Annotated in this window: 18 protein-coding genes and 1 pseudogene; 7 read left to right on the top strand and 12 right to left on the bottom strand. The window is 67.8% G+C overall.

Annotated elements, in window-relative coordinates; genetic code table 11:
• The first annotated feature begins 10 nt into the window (after nucleotides 1–10).
• Nucleotides 11–703, top strand: coding sequence for an aspartate/glutamate racemase family protein (locus JTE92_RS04105; RefSeq protein WP_063240762.1), 693 nt, complete (start codon nucleotides 11–13; stop codon nucleotides 701–703).
• A 362-nt stretch (nucleotides 704–1065) separates the two neighbouring features.
• Entirely contained in the window at nucleotides 1066–1308 is a 243-nt protein-coding gene (locus JTE92_RS04100; RefSeq protein WP_147318615.1) for a hypothetical protein, read from the top strand.
• A 96-nt stretch (nucleotides 1309–1404) separates the two neighbouring features.
• On the opposite strand, the gene JTE92_RS04095 is transcribed toward JTE92_RS04100, so the two are convergent.
• The 7 genes and pseudogenes from JTE92_RS04095 to gtdA form a co-directional block, all read right to left on the bottom strand.
• Nucleotides 1405–1833, bottom strand: coding sequence for a UPF0158 family protein (locus tag JTE92_RS04095; RefSeq protein ID WP_063240761.1), 429 nt, complete (start codon nucleotides 1831–1833; stop codon nucleotides 1405–1407).
• Between the two features lie 230 nt (nucleotides 1834–2063).
• Nucleotides 2064–2553 (bottom strand): annotated as a pseudogene (locus JTE92_RS04090) (aldehyde dehydrogenase family protein); the annotation flags it as partial.
• A gap of 125 nt (nucleotides 2554–2678) precedes the next feature.
• Nucleotides 2679–4019, bottom strand: coding sequence for an MFS transporter (locus JTE92_RS04085; protein ID WP_063240759.1), 1341 nt, complete (start codon nucleotides 4017–4019; stop codon nucleotides 2679–2681).
• A gap of 111 nt (nucleotides 4020–4130) precedes the next feature.
• Nucleotides 4131–5357: a 3-hydroxybenzoate 6-monooxygenase gene (locus JTE92_RS04080; protein ID WP_063240758.1), complete on the bottom strand. Its 1227-nt coding sequence runs from the start codon at nucleotides 5355–5357 to the stop codon at nucleotides 4131–4133.
• A gap of 50 nt (nucleotides 5358–5407) precedes the next feature.
• Complete coding sequence (maiA, locus tag JTE92_RS04075; RefSeq protein ID WP_063240757.1) at nucleotides 5408–6049, bottom strand: maleylacetoacetate isomerase; 642 nt, start codon at nucleotides 6047–6049, stop codon at nucleotides 5408–5410.
• Between the two features lie 35 nt (nucleotides 6050–6084).
• Nucleotides 6085–6783 (bottom strand): fumarylacetoacetate hydrolase family protein, encoded by a 699-nt coding sequence (locus JTE92_RS04070; protein ID WP_063240756.1) that lies wholly within the window; start codon nucleotides 6781–6783, stop codon nucleotides 6085–6087.
• Nucleotides 6784–6849: 66 nt separating this feature from the next.
• On the bottom strand, nucleotides 6850–7896 hold the full coding sequence (gene gtdA / locus JTE92_RS04065; protein WP_063240755.1) for a gentisate 1,2-dioxygenase: 1047 nt from the start codon (nucleotides 7894–7896) through the stop codon (nucleotides 6850–6852).
• Nucleotides 7897–8054: 158 nt separating this feature from the next.
• On the opposite strand from gtdA, the gene JTE92_RS04060 reads away from it, so the two are divergent.
• The gene (locus JTE92_RS04060) at nucleotides 8055–8996 is read left to right on the top strand and encodes a LysR family transcriptional regulator (protein WP_063240754.1); all 942 of its coding nucleotides are present in this window, start codon (nucleotides 8055–8057) and stop codon (nucleotides 8994–8996) included.
• A 24-nt stretch (nucleotides 8997–9020) separates the two neighbouring features.
• On the opposite strand, the gene JTE92_RS04055 is transcribed toward JTE92_RS04060, so the two are convergent.
• Nucleotides 9021–10373 carry a serine hydrolase domain-containing protein gene (locus tag JTE92_RS04055; RefSeq protein ID WP_063240753.1) on the bottom strand — a complete coding sequence of 451 codons (1353 nt, stop codon included), beginning with the start codon at nucleotides 10371–10373 and terminating at the stop codon, nucleotides 9021–9023.
• Nucleotides 10374–10658: 285 nt separating this feature from the next.
• On the opposite strand from JTE92_RS04055, the gene JTE92_RS04050 reads away from it, so the two are divergent.
• Nucleotides 10659–10847 carry a YjfB family protein gene (locus JTE92_RS04050; protein ID WP_063240752.1) on the top strand — a complete coding sequence of 63 codons (189 nt, stop codon included), beginning with the start codon at nucleotides 10659–10661 and terminating at the stop codon, nucleotides 10845–10847.
• A gap of 108 nt (nucleotides 10848–10955) precedes the next feature.
• Complete coding sequence (locus JTE92_RS04045) at nucleotides 10956–11861, top strand: YihY/virulence factor BrkB family protein (RefSeq protein WP_063240751.1); 906 nt, start codon at nucleotides 10956–10958, stop codon at nucleotides 11859–11861.
• Nucleotides 11862–11892: 31 nt separating this feature from the next.
• On the opposite strand, the gene JTE92_RS04040 is transcribed toward JTE92_RS04045, so the two are convergent.
• Nucleotides 11893–12642, bottom strand: a complete 750-nt coding sequence (locus tag JTE92_RS04040) for an SDR family oxidoreductase (protein ID WP_371136899.1) — start codon at nucleotides 12640–12642, stop codon at nucleotides 11893–11895.
• A 125-nt stretch (nucleotides 12643–12767) separates the two neighbouring features.
• On the opposite strand from JTE92_RS04040, the gene JTE92_RS04035 reads away from it, so the two are divergent.
• Nucleotides 12768–13667: a LysR family transcriptional regulator gene (locus tag JTE92_RS04035; protein WP_063240837.1), complete on the top strand. Its 900-nt coding sequence runs from the start codon at nucleotides 12768–12770 to the stop codon at nucleotides 13665–13667.
• A 71-nt stretch (nucleotides 13668–13738) separates the two neighbouring features.
• Nucleotides 13739–14776 (top strand): LacI family DNA-binding transcriptional regulator, encoded by a 1038-nt coding sequence (locus JTE92_RS04030; protein ID WP_063240750.1) that lies wholly within the window; start codon nucleotides 13739–13741, stop codon nucleotides 14774–14776.
• Nucleotides 14777–14780: 4 nt separating this feature from the next.
• On the opposite strand, the gene JTE92_RS04025 is transcribed toward JTE92_RS04030, so the two are convergent.
• From JTE92_RS04025 to JTE92_RS04015, 3 genes are read right to left on the bottom strand one after another with little or no spacing between them, the layout of a single operon-like run.
• A complete protein-coding gene (locus JTE92_RS04025) occupies nucleotides 14781–15488 on the bottom strand; it encodes a sulfite exporter TauE/SafE family protein (RefSeq protein ID WP_063240749.1) in 708 nt (235 codons plus the stop codon).
• Between the two features lie 2 nt (nucleotides 15489–15490).
• Nucleotides 15491–16951 (bottom strand): amidohydrolase family protein, encoded by a 1461-nt coding sequence (locus JTE92_RS04020; RefSeq protein ID WP_063240748.1) that lies wholly within the window; start codon nucleotides 16949–16951, stop codon nucleotides 15491–15493.
• A 19-nt stretch (nucleotides 16952–16970) separates the two neighbouring features.
• A complete protein-coding gene (locus tag JTE92_RS04015; protein ID WP_063240747.1) occupies nucleotides 16971–18320 on the bottom strand; it encodes a uracil-xanthine permease family protein in 1350 nt (449 codons plus the stop codon).
• Between the last annotated feature and the right edge of the window lie 135 nt (nucleotides 18321–18455).

The raw sequence follows: 18455 nt of genomic DNA, 5'->3' as shown, positions 1-18455 counted from the left end.
GAGTCAGAGCATGAAGACCATCGGACTGATCGGCGGCATGAGCTGGGAGTCGTCCGCGGAGTACTACCGGCTTATCAACCAGGACATGAAAGCACGGCTGGGCGGGCACCACAATGCCCGCAGCCTCATGGCCACCGTCTGCTTTGAAGAAATCAAGGCACTGCAGCACGCCGAGCAATGGGATGAACTTGGCCGGCTCATGCAGCAGGCCGCGCGGCGGGTCGAGGCCGGTGGCGCGGACTTTGTGCTGCTGTGTACCAACACCATGCATCGCGTGGCGCCGGCGATCGAGTCAGTGCTAAACGTGCCCTTCATCCATATCGTCGACCCGACGGCGCACGCGTTGCGTCTGGCCGGCATCCGGCGCGTCGGCTTGCTCGGAACCCGCTTCACGATGGAGCAGGATTTCTACCGCGGTCGGATGCGCGAACTGCATGGCATCGACGTGGTGATGCCTGGGCAGGCCGACCGCGAGCGGGTTCACGATGTCATCTATGAAGAGTTATGCCACGGCATCGTGCGCGATGAGGCAAGGGCCGAATACCAGCACATCGTCGCCGCGCTCGCGGCGCAGGGCGCCCAAGGCGTGATCCTCGGCTGCACGGAAATCACGCTGCTGCTCGGTCAGGGTGACGTGGCGTTGCCGGTGTTCGATACCACGGCACTGCATGCGCAGGCTGCGGTGACGCTGGCGCTCGGCTAAGCGGCTGTACTTCCCTCCTCCATCGCTCGCACCGTTTTAAGGACTCCGCGATTTCCTTGGGAGATGCTTTCCTGCAAGCTTCGCTTTCCCAACGGGAATGCGACAACTCTTATCGCCTTGATGGCTCATCCGGGAAATACTGGATGCGTCATCGGATTGCCGGTGACCGGGCTTGGAAACCCCGAGAAACCAAGGTGAACAGACGTTGTCCGTCCAACGGGCGACGTCTGTGTACTCGCGCGAACCTGTTGGTTCCATGGCGGGTCGAGCGCGGCAGCCGCAAGGCTGGGCCGGTTTCTCACCTCTGACCGGCGTTTCCAACCTCGCTGTCTGACCCGCCGCCCTCACCTTGCGAGAGTCAGGTGACTATCTCCGGAGACGCTAGTTGCGGGATTGAAGATGCTGCAGGCTTTCACGCTGCCGGCGGCTTTTGCCGCTCAGTGATTGTTCTAGGTAAAACCTACGGCATAACGGTTGACATGATCGTCAATCGTATCGGCAAGCCTGTGGCAACCAGGAAAAATGAGGTACTTCAAAAAATCGTCGATTCAATCCATCTGTCAAATCCCGGCTCTCGGAAAGCCATAAAGGAGAGCCTACATTAGGGGCGTGGAGTCACTCAATCTCTCCAATCCTTCGCTGGCTTTCCGACCTGCCTTGGTCCGCCTATGCACGCCTGATTGCCGTCAAGAATTCCGGCACTACGACAGCAGAATTTCCAGCCCGTTGTCGGCACACCATTGCTTAAGCGCAATTTCGACAGACTCGGCTTCAAACGCAAACCAGCGCTGGAGAATGCCTTTGTGTTCCAGCAGATCCTTAAAGCGCGCGTAAGCCCCTTTCCGGCGGAAGAACCCATCGACCTCGTCGTAGGACTCAGGCAGCTCTTGTGCGACAAACTGGAGGACAAGACGTTTCCCAAGCCCGAGTTCATTCTTGTGCGGGATCACAAGGTACCGGTCCGAGGTTTCAAGGTCCTCTGGGATCTCCTCTTCGGAGCCATCGTTGAAATCAGAAATCCAATAGATTTTCCCCGTATCGAGTGAGACATACGCCTCGTTCTCCATCGGCGCTCCGGAATTAACAAAGTCGAAAGCAATGGAAAGATCTTCGAGTTTGACTGCGGCCATGCCTGTGCTCCCATGAGCTGCGAGTTGAACGGCTTCAGCGGTTATCGGCGAGGGCTGATAATGGCAGGAATCAAGAACCAATGCATGATTGGTACCGCAGCCCGACTCACCTCATTGTCGTCCAACTTCCGCTGAGAGCAAGTCCACTTTAGCAACTGGAGATTGCCGTGCGCATGGTCATTTCAGGCGGCAAGCCGCCGGCATCGGCGGCCCAATGCTGGCGCCTGCACTTACTCCAGGCCGATCCACGTCGTTTTCAGGTCGCTGTACTTGTCCAGCGCGTGCAGCAACTTGTCCCGCCCCGACCCGGATTGCTTGACCCCGCCAAACGGCACCGTGATATCCCCATCCATATAGCAGTTGACCCGTGCCGACGCGTTCGCCACCCAGGCGCAGCCGCACGCCTTCGCGTTGGCCACCGTCCACGTAGGACATCACGCGGTCGAGTTGGCGCGCGTCGACGATGGCACCCATGGCGGAGGCAGGATCAAGTGGATCGCCGGGCTGCATCGCTTGGGCATGGGCTTCCAGCTTCTCCATAAACGTATCGTAGATGGCGCGCTGGACATAGAGCCGCGAGCCGGCGATGCAGATCTCACCCTGGTTGTTGAAGATGCCGATGGCTGCCGCCTGCGCAGCGCGGTCGAGGTCGGGGCAGTCGTCGAAGACGATATGCGGCGACTTGCCGCCGCATTCGAGCCACACACGCTTCGCGCGGGAGAGGGTTGGGCTGAGGGCCAGAGCCTCCACAAAGTGACGCGTCGCGATGCTTGCCACGCGCCTGCCCTCACCCCCGGCCCCTCTCCCGCAAGCGGGAGAGGGGAGCAAACCAGCAGCTTGGCAGGCTAGACCGCAAGCCTCTCCGCCACCCTCTGCCGCCTGACCACCCCCAGCGAGAACATCGACATCCCTGCCACCAGCGCCGGCACCCCGATCAGCACGAACAGCGCCGGCATCCCCAGCCCCATCGACAGCATCGTCGCTCCGCCCACGGACCCGACCACGGAGCCCATGCGCCCCACCCCGTTGGCCCAGCTCACGCCGGTCGCGCGGCAATCCGTCGGATAGAAGCTGGCCGACAGCGCATTGGCCCCCACCTGCGACCCGGAGATGCAGAACCCCGCCAGGAACACCGCAATGCCCGCGGCAACCGGCTCTGACGCAAAGCTGCCCACCGCCGCGATGCACAGCGCTGCCAGCGAATAGCTGGAGGCCAGCACATAGTGCGGATTGATCCGGTCCATCAGCCAGCCCAGCGCGATGGCACCAATCGTGCCGCCCACCTGGAACATGGTGGTGACCAGTGCGGCCGTCCGAAGCGAGTGGCCGGTCGTGCGCAGCAGCGTCGGCAGCCAGCTCGACAGCAGGTAGATCACCAGCAGGCTCATGAAGAACGTCAGCCAGAACAGCAGCGTGCCGCGCAGCAGCTCGGGGCGGAACAGGTGCCGCACCGGCGAGGTGGTGGCGCGCTGCTCGCCGATTGCGAAGGTGGCGCTGCGCAGGTCTTCATGCGGTGCGATCTTCTGCAGCGTAGCGACGATGCGCTCGCGCGACTTGCCGGTCATCACCAGGTAGCGCACCGATTCCGGCAGCATCCAGACCAGCGCCACCGCCAGCAGCAGCGGCAGCACGCCGCCGACCACCAGTACCGAGCGCCAGCCGAAGGCGTCGATCAGCCCGGCCGAGGCCAGGCCGCCGAAGGCGGAGCCTAGCGTAAAGCCGCAGAACATGGTGGTGACCAGGAAGGAGCGGCGCTTGTCCGGACAGAACTCGGAGGTCAGCGTGATCGCGTTGGGCATGGCGCCACCGAGGCCAAGCCCGGTCAGGAAGCGCAGCAGCACCAGCGTCCACAGGTCTTGCGACCACGCCGAAGCCAGGCTGGCCGCACCGAAGAACAGCACCGACAGCACCAGCACGCCCTTGCGGCCGAAGCGGTCCGCGAGCGGGCCGAACAGGAAGGCGCCGGCCATCAGGCCGCCCAGACCGGCGCCGAACAGCGGCGCGAGCTGTGCCGGCGTCAGCTGCCATTCCGCGCGGATGGCGGGCGCGATAAAGCCGATCGCGGCGGTATCGAAGCCGTCGACGGCGACGATCAAAAAGCACAGTACGACGATGGTCACCTGGAACGCCGACAGCGGCTGGCGGTCGATGAACGCGGTGACGTTGAGCGGTTGGCTGGCAGGCATGGTGTCTCCTCCTTGTTGCCAGGATCAGGGGCGAGAGAGGGGCGGCAGCTTCGTCGGCCGCCAGCTCGCTATCAGGGTTTTCAGCGCGGAAAGAACGCCGCGCTCAGCGGCCTACAGCCAGGGCGTGGGGCTCAGGCATTTATCGGCGCGCCAGCCGTGCAGCCATTGCAGCGCGTCGTAGAACTGCGCCTGCGTGCGTCCGGTCCACAGGCTGTTGCGCACCAGGCGGTCGACGCCCCTGGCGTGGTAGACGCGGCCCATGTCGCGCGCGGCATAGAGCACGCGCGCGGTGCGCGGGATGCGCGCCTGCTCGTAGAGCCTGAAGGCCGCGGCGTAGTCGCCATCCGCGGCCTTCACCGCCGCGCCCAGTGTGACGGCATCTTCCAGCGCCTGGCAGGCGCCCTGCGCCACGTACTGGGTCATCGGGTGCGCGGCATCGCCAAGGATGGTGGCGCGGCCGAAGCTCCAGCGCTCGACCGGGTCGCGGTCGGCGGTGGCCCAGCGCTTCCATGAGGTCGGGCGGTCCAGCATCTGGTGCGGCAGCGGGTGGATGCCCTCGAAGTACGACAGCACTTCTTCCTTGCTGCCGTCGCGCACGCCCCAGGTTTCCTGCTCGCGGCTGTGGAAGGTCACCACCAGGTTGTACTGCTGGCCGCCACGCAGCGGGTAGTGCACCAGATGGCAGTGCGGGCCGGCCCATACCACCGGGGCGTTGACCTGCAGGTCCTGCGGCATGTTGGCCACGTCGACCACCGCGCGGTAGACCACGTGCCCGGTCACGCGCGCCTCGTCGCCGATCAGCGCCTGGCGGATCGCGGACTTGACGCCGTCGCAGCCGATCACCGCGTCGCCGCGGTGGTGCTCGCCATGCTGGTCGATCACGGTCACGCCGTGGTCGTCCTGCAGCAGTTGCTCCACGCGGGTGCTGGTGCGGAAGGTGATCAGCGGGTGGTCCTGCACCGCCTCCAGGATCGACAGGTGGATGTCGGCGCGATGGATCACCGCGTACGGGTTGCCGAAGCGCTCGCGGTACGCCTGCCCGACATCGACCTGCGCGATGACGCTGGTGTCGATGGCGTCGCGCAGGCTGAGGTAGTCGGTAAAGACCGCGCGGCCGCGCGCGGCCTCGCCCACGCCCAGCGCGTCCAGCGCGGCAAAGGCGTTGGCGGCCAGCTGGATGCCGGCGCCGATCTCGCCGATCTGCTCGGCCTGTTCCAGCAGTTCGATGCGGATGCCCTGGCGTGCCAGCGCCAGCGCCGCGGCCAGGCCGCCGATGCCGCCGCCGATGATGAGGACCTTGCCGGTCGCGTTGTTGGTCGCGTTGTGGGTGCTGCTCATGTCTGTCTCCTGGCCTGCGCCGCTGGCGTCAGGCGGTGCTTGGGCGGTGCTTAGGCGGTGTAGTCCGGCTGGCGCGCGGGCGCGGCCTGGGCAAAGGCGGGATGGGCGCTGGCATGGGCGTAGACGGCCATCGCGCGCTCGTAGCGGCCGAGGTCGCAGCCCATCCGCAGCGCGTTGGCCACCTGCGGCACCAGCGCAACATCGGCCAGCGTGGGCGCATTGCCGAAGCACCAAGTGCCATGGCCGTGGCGCGCCAGCAGCCGCTCGACGCCGGCCATGCCTTCGTCGATCCAGTGGCGGTACCAGGCGTCCTTCTGCTCGGGCATGGCCTTCAGCACATCTTGCAGGTAGCGCAGCACGCGCAGGTTGTTGACCGGATGGATATCGCAGCCGACCAGCATCGACAGCTCCAGCACGCGCGCGCGTTGCTCAGGATCCTGAGGCAGCAGGCGCGGCTCGGGATGGCGCGCGTCCAGGTAGTCGATGATCGCGAACGACTGGCCCAGCGTGAAGTCGCCATCGACCAGCGCGGGCACGGAAGCGGACGGGTTGATGCCATCGACATACTCCGCCTCGCGGTGCTGGCCGGTGCGGATATTGACGCCCAGGTAGTCATACGGCAGGCCCTTGAGGGCCAGCGCGATACGCACGCGGTAGGACGTCGAGCTGTTGAAGAAACTGTAGAGCTGCATGGTCGGATTGCCTGTGTGCTGTGCGTGGCGTGAAGTCAGACCACGCGCACGGTCAGTTCGCCCAGCCCGTCGACGCCGGTGACCATGGTGTCGCCGGCCTTGACCGCGCCCACGCCTTCGGGCGTGCCGGTGAAGATGACGTCGCCCGGTTCCAGGCGGAAGAACTGCGACAGGTAGGCCACGGTCTCGGCCACCGACCAGATCAGGTGCGACACATCGCTGCGCTGCTTCGTTTCGCCATTGACCGTCAGCCAGAGGCCGGCCTGCTGCGGGTGGCCGATGTCGCTGGCGCGGTGGATCGGGCCGACCGGCGCAGAGGCGTCGAAGGCCTTGCCGATTTCCCAGGGGCGGCCCATTTCGCGCATCTTCATCTGCAGGTCGCGGCGAGTCATGTCGAGGCCGACGGCGTAGCCCCACACGTGCTCGAGCGCCTGCTCGACCGGGATATCCGAGCCGCCCTTGCCGATCACGGCCACCAGCTCGGCCTCGTAGTGGTAGTTCTGCGTCTGCGCGGGATACGGCAGGTCAAGCGTGGTGCCGGTCTGCACCGGGACGATGGCGTCAGCGGGCTTGCAGAAGAAGAACGGCGGCTCGCGGTCGGGATCGAAGCCCATTTCGCGGGCGTGGGCGGCGTAGTTGCGGCCGACGCAATAGACGCGGCGCACGGCAAACTGATCATCGCTGCCGGCAACGGGGATGGCAACGGTGGCGGGGGGCGTGAAGACGTAGGACATGGTCAAGGCTTCCAGGGATTTGTCAGGTGAGCGCCGGCCCGGCGGCTGTGGTCAGGATTGGCGGGCTCAGGTGCGCGATTCGCGCAGCAGGTTCAGCGCGGACAGCACCGGCCGGTCGGAGTAGCTGAACAGCACGGCGTCTTCCAGCGCGCCGAGCTGCACCGGCGCCCACGACGGCGCCACGAACACGTCGCGCGGCTCGAACTGGAACTGCGCATCGCCGATGCGCACCGTGCCGCGCCCTTCCACCACGCTGTACACGGTGGCGTCGGTGCTGCGATAGGTCTTGCCCTGGAACCCCGCCGGCAGGTACTGCATGAAGGTGGCGATGGTCGGCATCGGCCAGCCGCCGGTGGCCGGGTTGACATAGCGCAGCTTGACCCCGTCCCAGGGATCGAGTTCGCCGTTGCGGTAGAGCTGGTCCAGCGCCTCGCGCGAGCGGGCATACGGGTAGCTGAAGACCGGTGAGGTGGGATCGGTCACGCGGTGCCGCACCGGCACCATGTTTTGGCCGAAGCGGGCAAAGCTGTCGCCTTCGGCGCGGGTCACGGGCTGCTGCGACTCGGGGTAGTTCTCGGCAAAGCCGGCGTCGAACTGCTGCACCAGCGGGATGTCGAGGCCATCGAGCCATACCACGGGCTCGCCGCCGTCTTCCACGCCGGGGTTGCCATGGTCATGCCACGTCCACGACGGCGTGATGATGAAATCGCCGGGATGCATGGTGGTGCGTTCGCCGTTCACGGCGGTCCAGGCGCCCTTGCCTTCAACGATAAAGCGCAGCGCCGACTGTGTATGGCGGTGGCTGGGGGCGATCTCGCCCGGCAGGATCAGCTGCAGGCCCGCGTACAGCGTGGAGGTGATGCTGGACTTGCCGGGGATGCCGGGGTTCTCCAGCACCAGCACGCGGCGCACCGCTTCCTCGGCGCTGATGACGCCGCCGGCCTGCATCACCAGCGGGCGGATCTGCGCGTACTTCCAGATGGCGGGAACGATCTGCGGCCGCGGCTGCGGCGGCACCAGGGCGTGCAGCGACTCCCACAGCGGGGTCATGTGGCTGCGGCCGATCTCTTCGTAGTAGGCCACGCGGGCCGGGTCTGGGGTGTGCTCGGACATGCTGTCTCCGTAACTTTGTACAGGGCGTTTGAGAGCGCTTTGGGTGGGTGCCTGCATCACTGCGCACCGTCTGTGTTGTCGTTATACGCCGCGCCCTATAAGATTTGAAATGAAGTTTTCATCTTATCGATACGATTTACCGTATAGGTCACACCACCATGGATTGGACCCAGAGACTGCGCCTGCGCAACCTGCAGATGCTGCTGAGCCTGGCCGAGACCGGCAATATGAGCCAGTCCGCCGCCGTGCTGAACACCACCCAGCCCGGGCTTTCCAAGTGGCTGAAGGATCTCGAGGACGATATCGGCCTGCCGCTGTTCGAGCGCCAGGCGCGCGGCCTGCGGCCCACGCCCTACGGCGAGTCGCTGATCGAGCACGCGCGCCGGATCGAGGCCCAGCTCGATACCGCCCGCGACGACCTGCAGGCCATGCGCGACGGCGGCAGCGGGCTGGTGGTGGTGGGGACGTCCGGGGCCTCGGCGGCGGACACGGTGCCGCTGGCCGCGCTGCATCTGCTGCAGCAGATGCCGCGCGCCAGCGTGCGGCTGCTGGAAACCACCATGGACCGGCTGATGGGGCAGCTCGCGCGCAGCGAGCTGGATATCGTGGTGGGCCGTTCGGCACCGGAGTTGCAGGATGCGCAGATGCGGACCGAATCGCTCTATATGGAGCCGATCCACTTCGTCGCCCGCCCGCGGCACCCGTTGCTGCAGGGCGGCAAGGTGGGCTGGGACGACCTGTACCGCCACCGCTGGGTGGTCTGGCCACGCGGCACGCCGATCCGCAACGCGCTGGAAGGCGCGCTGGCCAGCGCCGGACGCGCGCTGCCGGCGGACTGCGTGGAGAGCAACTCGACCGTGCTGAACCTGACCCTGTTCAACAACAGCGACATGGTCGGGCTGGCTTCACACCGCACCGCGCGCCGGCTCGAAGAGCTGGGCGCGCTGCGCATCGTGCCGCTACGGCTGGCGGGGTTCGGCTCGGTGTCGATGTACTGGCGCGCGGACGGCGAGTCGCGCGCGGCAGTGGCGGCGATGCTGGATTGCCTGCGGCGGGCGGCGGGCGCGCCGCAGGTGCCGGCGGAAGCGCCGCTGGCGTAGCGGCGCAATCCCGGCCTTGGCCGCTCAGCGGCCCGAAGCGCGATAGACCGCCAGCGCGGCGGCCACCAGGGCCTCGGACGACTCCAGCACGCGGGCGGATTCGCCGCGCTGGCGCACGCCGGCGGCGCTGGTCGGGCGTGCGGCGTTGTCCGGGCTGGCCGACAGCTTCACCACGGTCAGGCCGATGCGCGGATTGATATAGATCTTCTGCCCGAAGCGCCCGCTGGCCTCGATGCCGCCATCGCCGTCGTTGCGCTGGAACCAGTAGTTGCGGTAGCTGTAGCCAGCGCGGCCCGCCGCGAGGTTGCCGCGGGCAAAGCGCGCCTGGTTGCCGGCGGGCTGCAGCGCGATGCGCGCGGCGCCGGGCGAGATCCCGGCCGACGCATCCCCGGCCGCGGCCCGGCGCACCGCCTCGGCAAAGCGCGCCGCGTCGCGCAGCGTCGAGTTCAGCCCGCCGCTGGCCATCTCGGTGCCTTGCCGGTCGACATGGGTGTATGCATCGTCCTCGGCAAAGCGGGACCAGAGCCGTTCGGTGACGAGCTGCGACCAGCTCTTGCCGGTGATGCGCCGGATCGCCCAGGCGACGGCTTCCGGCGATCCGTTCTGGTAATACCAGGTGCCGCCCTCGCCCCCATCGCGGGTGGCATGGACCGTCTTCAGGAAGTCATAGATGTTGTCCGGCGCGTCGGCCTTGCGCGGCACCACGCCCACCGCGCCAAACAAACCGAGGTCAGGGGGCAGCGATTCCGCGTAGCCGACCTGCACTTCCATGTCGAGGTTCTGCTGCACCGTGGCCTCGCCGAACGGGTTCCCCGCCAGTTCGGGCACATACTGCGCCAGCCGGGCCTGCGGGTCGAGCTTGCCCTCCTCCACCAGCATCGCCGCCAGCAAGCCCGTCACTGACTTGGTCATCGACGCCCAGATATGCGGCTGGTACGGCCCGAAGCCGCCGAAGTAGCGCTCGTACACGATGCGGCCCTGGTGCAGCACGATAAAGCCGTCGGTGTGGGTATCGCGCAGGTAGTCGGCCAGCCGCACGGTATTGCCCGCCACGCTGAAGGTGGCGCCATCCAGCCCGTCGCCCGCGTCCCCGGCCAGCGCCATGGGGTGCGCGGCATGCCGGATGCCGGCCGTCGGCGACATCTCACGCGCGTGGCTTAGCGCCCAGCGCATGAACGGCGGGCGCAGGCCGTTGCCGCGGCTGACCTGCTTGTCGGGCGGCGGCGGGAAGCCTTGCATGATGCCGTCCCCGACGACGCCACCCTGCGCCACATCTTGCGCCAGCAAGCCACCCGAAGGCAGCGCCAGCACCATCGCCGCCACCCATGCCCGACCCAGTCCGAATCCCGTGTTGCGCCATGCCGAATGCGCTCGCATGCTGTCTCCTCTCTTGTTGGGGCGTCCGCACGCACAGTCCGGCGCCGCTGTTTGCGTCGATACGGGCCCGCGTGAGGCAATCCGCGGGCGCCATATTGCGCGCGGCCAGTCATGACCACAATGGCGTATCCGGCATAGCGCCATAACCCAAGGGAATGTCGTCGGCGCCCGCGGCGCTCAAGGTTGGGCGGCCGGGGCCGTCAATGGTTGTTGGCGGCAGTTCCGTTCCGGCCACCGGCGCGGCGGCTCGCCGCCGTCTCTCCCAACTTCATCAAGGACCTCTTCATGGAAATTTCCAACGTCACCGCCGGCCTGGCGGGCGATCCGGGCGCCGATCCGGTCAGCCTGCTGATGCTGCGCAAGTCGCTGGACATGCAGGCACAAGGCGTGGCTGCACTGCTGCAGGCCATGCCCCAGCCGGTAGCGGCCAGCAACCCGCCGCACCTGGGCCAGAGCATCGACATCAAGGTCTGATTCCGCGCGGCGCAAGCCGTTGCGGCGCGGGCGCTGCAGGCACCGCAGGCGGGGCACCTTGGCGCCCGCCGACGCATAATGTCGGCACCTGCTCTCTCGGTGCCCGCCATGCCGCTTCTCGACGCCCGCGTCCGCGACCTGCTCCGACATCCGGGGCGCTTCCTGTGGCGCACGCTGGTCCAGTTCCGCGCCAACCAGGGCCTGCTGCTGGCCGGGGCGGTGGCCTACTACGCGCTGCTGTCGATCGTGCCGCTGCTGATCCTGATGGTGATCGCGCTGTCGCATGTGATTGACCCGCAACTGTTGCTGTCGACACTGGCGCGCTACCTGGAGTGGGTCGTGCCCGGACAGTCCCGCACGCTGGTGCCCGAGCTGGCGTCGTTCCTGCGCAACCGCGCCACGGTCGGCTGGGTCTTGCTCGGCACGATGCTGTTCTTCAGTTCGCTGGCGTTCACGGTGCTGGAAAACGCCATGTCAGTGATCTTCGTCCATCGCGTGGCGATCCGGCGCCGGCATTTCCTGATCTCGGCGGTGCTGCCTTACTGCTATATCGCGGTGCTGAGCCTGGGGCTGCTGCTGGTGACCGTGGTCTCGGGCGGGCTGATCGCCATTGGCGAACGGCACGTGGCGGTACTGGGCCATGACTGGTCGCTCGACCGGCTTTCCACCACGCTCCTTTACCTGATCGGCTTCGTGGGCGAGATCCTGCTGCTGACGTCGATCTACATGGTGATGCCGGTCGGCCGGCTGTCCTGGCGGCATGCGCTGTGCGGCGCGGTGCTTGCCGCGGTGCTGTGGGAGATCTCGCGCCACGCGCTGGTGTGGTACTTCACCACGCTGTCGCAGGTGGGACGGGTCTATGGCTCGCTGACCACGGCGATCGTGGTATTGCTGAGCCTGGAGATCGCGGCGACGCTGCTGTTGCTGGGCGCGCAGGTGATCGCGGAATTCGAGCGCAGCGGCTGGGAGCGGCCACCTGCTTCGGACGCTCCCACCGGCGAGTTCCATACCTGACGTGCGCGATGAACGCGTGCGGCGCAGAGGCTTATGCGAAGCCTCCGTTGGCACGCAGCACCTGCCCGTTGACCCAGCCACCATCCTCGCCGGCAAGGAACGACACGACGCGACCGATATCCTCGGGCGTCCCGAGCCGTTCGAGCGGAGCGAGCCGCGCGATCTGGTCGATCTGCTGCGCACTCTTGCCATCGAGAAACAGCTCCGTGGCCACCGGCCCCGGCGCAACGGCATTGACGGTGATGCCGCGTCCGCGCAGCTCGTTGGCCAGTACGCGGACCAGCCCCTCCACGCCGGCCTTGGACGCAATGTACGGCCCATAGGACGGGAATGACTTGGCGATGACGCTGGTCGACACCGCAATGATCCGTCCACCCGCGCGAACGTTTTCGGCCGCTTGGGCCAGCACCAGGAACGAGCCGCGCAGGTTGGTCGCAATGACCTTGTCAAAGTCGGCCAGGCTGCCGGGCGCGATCGGTGCCAGCGGCATCACGCCGGCGCAGTTGGCGACCACGTCGATGCCGCCGAATGCCGCCCTGGTCTCCACAAAAAGGCGCGCCACGTCGCCAGGGCTGCCGACATCGCCCTGGATCGCGATGGCCCGGCCACCGGCCGCTTCGATCGCCCCGACGGTGTCCCGGGCGTGCGCCACATTGCCGGCATAGCCGACCGCAACGGCAAAGCCGTCGGCCGCGAGCCGCAAGGCCACGGCCCGGCCTATGCCGCGCGATCCGCCGGTGACAATGGCCGCTTTGGTGGGGTTCGTAGTCAGGGTTTTCATGGGAAGGCTCCAAAAAGGACAAGGCGACATGCCGTTGGAGCCAATTGTGGTTGTTCGCTCCGGCTAGATAAATGGTGCAGAATCGCCATATCAATTCAACCAGCCTCAACAATAGCTGCCTTCCCGTGGACCGCTTCGATTCCCTGCAACTGTTCACCCGCATCGTCGAATTGGGCAGTTTCAGCCACGCCGCGGCGGCGCTCGACATCCCGCGCGCCACCGCCACCCATGCCATCAAGGCGCTGGAAACGCGGCTCGGGGTGCGGCTGCTCGAACGCACCACGCGGCAGGTGAGGCCGACGCTCGATGGCCAGGCGTTCTACCAGCGCTGCGTCCACCTGCTGGCTGAACTCGACGACGCCGAGTCGTCCCTGCAGCACGTGGCGGCGAATCCGCGTGGGGTCTTGCGTGTCGACATGCACGGTACCCACGCCACGAAGATCGTGCTGCCGCGCATCGACGAATTCCGCGCGCGCTATCCGCGCATCGACCTGGTGGTGTCCGGCGGCGACCGCCTGGTGGACCTGGTACGGGAGGGCGTGGATTGCGTCATCCGCGCGGGCACGCCGCGTGACTCTTCACTGGTTGTGCGGCGCCTGGCGCTGATGCCGCAGGTCGTGTGCGCCAGTCCGGCCTACCTGGAAGCGTTTGGCGTCCCGCAGCATCCCGACCAGCTGTCCCGGCACGAAGTCGTGAAATTCTTCTCGCGCAGCGGCGCGGCCAGCTATCCGCTGGAGCTGCACGTCAATGGGCAACTCCAGTCGTTTTCACTGGCCGGGTGGATGTCCGTCAACGATGCCGAGAACTATGTCATGGCCGCCTTGCGCGGCTGCGGGCTGATCCAGGTGCCGCGTTTTCACGTCGACGACGCCTTGCGCGAGGGGCGGCTGGTCGAGGTCCTGAGCGACTGGCTCAGCCCGGACCTGCCGGTGTCGGCACTATATCCGCATCACAGGCAGCTGTCTCCGCGGGTGCGCGTGTTCGTCGACTGGCTGGTTGCGCTTTATGCGGAGAGGTTTGGATAGTGCCGGCTGGCCGCTGACCTGCCCATCACCGCTGATGTATGCTCCGCCCTGACCCTTCGCTCAAACCCGGCATGACCGATTCCACGCCAGACCGCCCCCGCCGCCTCACCATCCACGACGTCGCCCGCGCCGCCGGCGTGTCGCTGACCACGGTCTCGCACGCGCTGAACGACCGCGGCGTGCTGGACCCGGCCACGCGCGCGCGCGTCAAGCGCATCGCGGCGGAGCTGGGCTACCGGCCCAGCGTGCGCGCGCAGCGGCTGCAGTCGGGCCGCGCCAACTGCATCGCGCTGCTGTCGTCGATGCCGTTCGCGGTGGCGGGCGGGACCTCGCGGCTGGGTTTCATGATGGAGGTGGCGGCGATCGCGGCGGAAGCGGCGATGGGGCGCGGGCTCGGCGTGGTGCTGGTGCCGCCGCTGGAAGGCGCGGGCGGATTGCTCGATACGCTCGATATCGATGGCGCCATCGTGATCGAGCCGATTGCCGGCGACCCGCATATCGCGCGGCTGCGCGAGCGCGGCGTCAGCATCGTGTCGATCGGGCGCGAGCCGCTGACCGAGACGCCGGTGCCTTGCGTGGACCTGCAATCGGCCGAGACCGCCCGCCTGCTGCTGGAACACCTGCACGGCCACGGCCGCCGCCATATCGGCCTGATGATCGGCGCCGCGCCGCGGCAGTCGTACGTGGAAACCGAGCGCGCCTATCGCGAGTTCACGCAGGCGGCCGGCCTGCCCTGCCATATCGCCAAGGCGCCCGAGGAGCGCGGCGAGGCCGGCGGGGCCGATGCCTGCGCGCAGCTGCTGGCGCAGATGCCGCAGCTCGATGCGCTGTGCGCGCCGGTGGATGCGTTCGCGGTGGGCGCGATGGCCCACCTGCAGTCGATGGGCAAACGCGTGCCCGACGACGTGCTGGTGGTCACGCGCTACGACGGCATCCGCGCCCGCGGCGCGCAGCCGCCGATCACCGCGGTCAACCTACACCTGGAGGGGGTGGCATCGCTGGCGGTGGAGCTGTTGTTTGCCCACCTGTCCGGCGACCGCAGCCGCACGGTGATTGCCGGGCCCGCTCCGGAACTGGTGGTGCGGGCCTCGTCGACGCCAGCCGCCTAGCCGCTTAGCCGCGCAGGAGCACCACCGCGCCGGACACCAGCGCGAACACCAGCACGCCGATGCGCAGCATCCGTTGGTTGATGCGCCGGTGCACCAGGTGGCTGGCGACCATGCCGACGCCCAGCACCGGCAGCAGGCCAGCGGCATAGAACACCTGCTCCATGCCGAGCTTGCCGTTCAGCGCCAGCACCACCAGCGAAATCACTTCGCCGACCAGGAAGCACAGCGCCACGGTCGCGCGCAGCGTTGCCACGGGAGCGTGCTGGTAAGCCAATGCCAGCGGCGGGCCGCCGACGCCGGTGGCGGTCTCGGTGACGCCGGTGATCAGTCCGGTCGAGGCAAACGTCAGGCGCCCCGGCGTAAAGGCCGGTGCCAGCAGCGACGCCAGCGCGGCGGCGATGGTGCTGCCGCCGACCAGCGCGTTGAGCCACGCCATCGGCATCGCCACCAGCACCCACAGCCCGCCGAAGGTGCCGGCCAGCCGCCCGGCGCTGATCCAGCCCGCGCCGCGCAGGTCGATGGCATGGCGCTCGCGCCAGGCCACGTAGGCGTTGAGCGGCAGCATCGCCAGCAGCAATGCCCCGGGCAGCATCGCCGGCGCGGCCAGCGCCAGCACCGGCACCACGATCAGCGCGAAGCCCATGCCGGTCGCGCCCTGGATCAGCGCGCCGGTAAAGACCGCCACGCCGACACTGAACCACGTCATGTCCATCGTCACGCTGCCTCGCTGGTTGCGCTGCCGCAGGCATGGCGCGCGCGGTGCACGTCGGCCGCTTCGTGCAGCTTGCGGATCGGGGCGTTGGCGACCGTGTCCGCGGCCATCGCATGGATGGCCTGCATCAGCGCGCGTGCATCCCAGTCGGTCGGCCAGCCTTGCCACAGGCGCAGGCTGCCATCGACAAAGACCGCGCGGATCTGGTCGCGGTTGGCCAGCCGCACCAGTTCCCAGGTCAGGTCCCACGACGGCGCCAGCTCGGGCACGTCCAGGTCGACCAGCAGGAAGTCGGCGCGCTTGCCGGTCGCAATCTCGCCGGTCAGCGCGCCCAGTCCCGCGACCTCGGCGGCATCATGCGTGGCCATGTCGACCCAGCGCCAGCCGGCGCCGCACGACGAATCGCCCACGCCGATGCCGAAGGCAAAGCGTTGCGCCGCCTCGGCGTAGTCGAGCAGGCGGAAAGCGTCGCTGCGGGTGCCGTCGGTGCCGAGGCCCAGGCGCACGCCGAAGGTCGCCATGGTTTCGGCGGGCGCTACCGCGTTGCCCTTCCAGGCGCTGGCCACGGGGTTGTAGGCCACTGCCGCGCCGGTATCGGCGAGCAGGCGGATCTCGTGCGGCGTCACCAGCGTGGCATGCGCCAGCAGCGCCGCCGGGCCCAGCGCGCCGACCGCCGCCAGGTGTTCGATGGGCCGGCGCCCGCACGCGTTGAGCGAGCGCTCGACTGCCACCAGGTGCTCGTTGGCGTGGGTCTGGAAGATGCGGCCGGATTCGGCGCAGAGCTGGTAGACGTGGTGCAGCATCGCGTCGGAGGCGACCTCGGGGATCGAGATGGCCAGCGATGGCGCCACCAACGGGTCGCCGGCGTACTTGTCCAGGTGCGCGGCGGCGCGGCGCAGGATCGGCGCGGCGTCGAGCGTTTCGGCACCCGGCCTGTCGTTGCAGATCAGGCCCAGCACGCAGCGCACGCCGGCATCGGTGACCGCGCGCGCGATCGCATCCAGCCCGGCATCGCTGCGCGTGCCGGCATCGACCACGGTGGTGAAACCGCCGCGCAGCGCTTCCAGCGCGGCCAGCTTGGACGACAGGTACAGGTGCTCCGCCGTCAGGCTGCCTTCCAGCGGCACCCAGACGCGGCGGAAGATCTCGGACGGCTCGCCGAAGACCAGCGACTTGCCGAACGACTGGGTCAGGTGGTGGTGCGTGTCGATCATGCCCGGCATCAGCAGCATGCGCGGCAGCGGCAGGGTTTCCAGTTCGGGGAAGCGCGCCTTCACCTCATCGGCGCTGCCCACGACCGTGAAACAGCCATCTTCCACTACCACGGCATGCCCGCGCACCGCGCCCTGGCGCAGCAGCGTCCATTCCGGCAGCAGGATGCGCGGTTGCCTGAACAGGTCCGGCTGCAGGGCCGGAGTATTTTCGCCGGGCCAGGCCGGCAGGGTTGCATCGTGTCGAGTCATTGCAATTCAGGAATCGGGATCAGTGCGTGGCGGCGGCATCGTCGCCGACCGCCGGGGCCGGCGCCGCGGCACGCGAGCCCGTGTGGAAAAACAGGAAGTTGAGCAGCGCGGCGGTGATGGCGCCCATGGCCACGCCGTTGCCGACCAGGATGCGCAGGTTGGCCGGCAGCCCGCCGTAGATGCCGGGCACCAGGATCGGCAGCAGGCCCACGGCCAGCGCCACCGCGACGACATACATGTTGGCGTGATGGCGCAGGTCGACCTTGCGCAGCATGTCGATGCCCATGGTGCCGACGATGCAGAACACCACCAGCCCGGTGCCGCCCACCACCGCCTCGGGGATCGCGCTGATCAGCGACGACACCGGCACCAGCAGGCCGAACACCACCAGGATCGCGCCCGACACCGCGGTGACGAAGCGGGAGCGCACGCCGGTGGCGCGTACGATGCCGATGTTCTCGCCGCTGGTGATGATCAGCGAGGTGCCGAACATCCCGCCCACCAGCGAGGTCAGCGCATCCGCACGGATGGTGCGCGGCACGTCGCGCTGCTGGTCCACCGGCTTGCCGACCGCGTCGCTGATCGCCAGCGTCTGGCCGGTGGCCTCCACCATCGAGATCACCGCGAACACCATCAGCGGGATCGCGGCGACCACGTCGAAGGTCGGCATGCCGAACGGGAACGGCGTGGGCAGCGCGATGACCGGCGTCATCGACACATGGCCGACCTGGAAGGCACCGGTCAGCACCGCGACCAGCGCGCCACCCAGCAATCCCAGCAGGATCGCCAGCTGCGCGAGCATGCCCGTCAGCAGCCGCGAAGCGGCGACCGTGCAGGCGATGGTGACGAACGCGAGCAGCAGGTTCAGCGGATCGACCGCGGTGCCCGCGGCGGGGTGGCCCGCGACCAGCCGGCCCGAGACCTGCGCCAGGTTGATCGCCACCAGCAGCAGCATCGTCCCCACCACCACCGGCGGGAAATAGCGCAGGCAGCGCCGGAACACCGGCAGCACGCAGAAGTAGAAGACGCCGGTCAGGATCACCGCGCCGGCGGCGGTCTGCACGTCGGTCTGCTGCGCGATCAGGATGAACAGCACGATCGGCGCGCCGCCGGGCAGCATCACGAACGGCAGCCTGGCGCCGATGCCGCGCTTGCCGAGCGACTGCAGCAGCGTGCCCAGTCCGCAGATCACGAAGGTGGCGCTGAGCAGCTGCACCGCCAGCGCCGGCGGGAAGTTGAGCGCCTTGCTCATCAGGAACACGGACGCGATCGGCGACGCGGCCATGACCAGGACATGCTGGAGGCCGAAGACGAACAGGCGCCGCCATGGCAGCAGTTCGTCCACCGGCGCGGGGGCGGCGTGGGACATGAATAGGCTCCTCGTTTGGTGTGCCGGGCGTTGTGCGGTGGCCGGCGGCCAGCCGCTGCGTCTGTGCGCAGTTAGCCTCGGATGGAATGGATTCCGCTAACAAAAACGTTTTGGTAAGTGTAGGGAAAGCGAATC

It is taken from the genome of Cupriavidus oxalaticus (assembly GCF_016894385.1).
Classification (GTDB): Bacteria; Pseudomonadota; Gammaproteobacteria; order Burkholderiales; family Burkholderiaceae; genus Cupriavidus; species Cupriavidus oxalaticus.
Note: the sequence above shows the minus strand (reverse complement) of the source record. Positions and strands in the feature narration are given on the sequence as shown.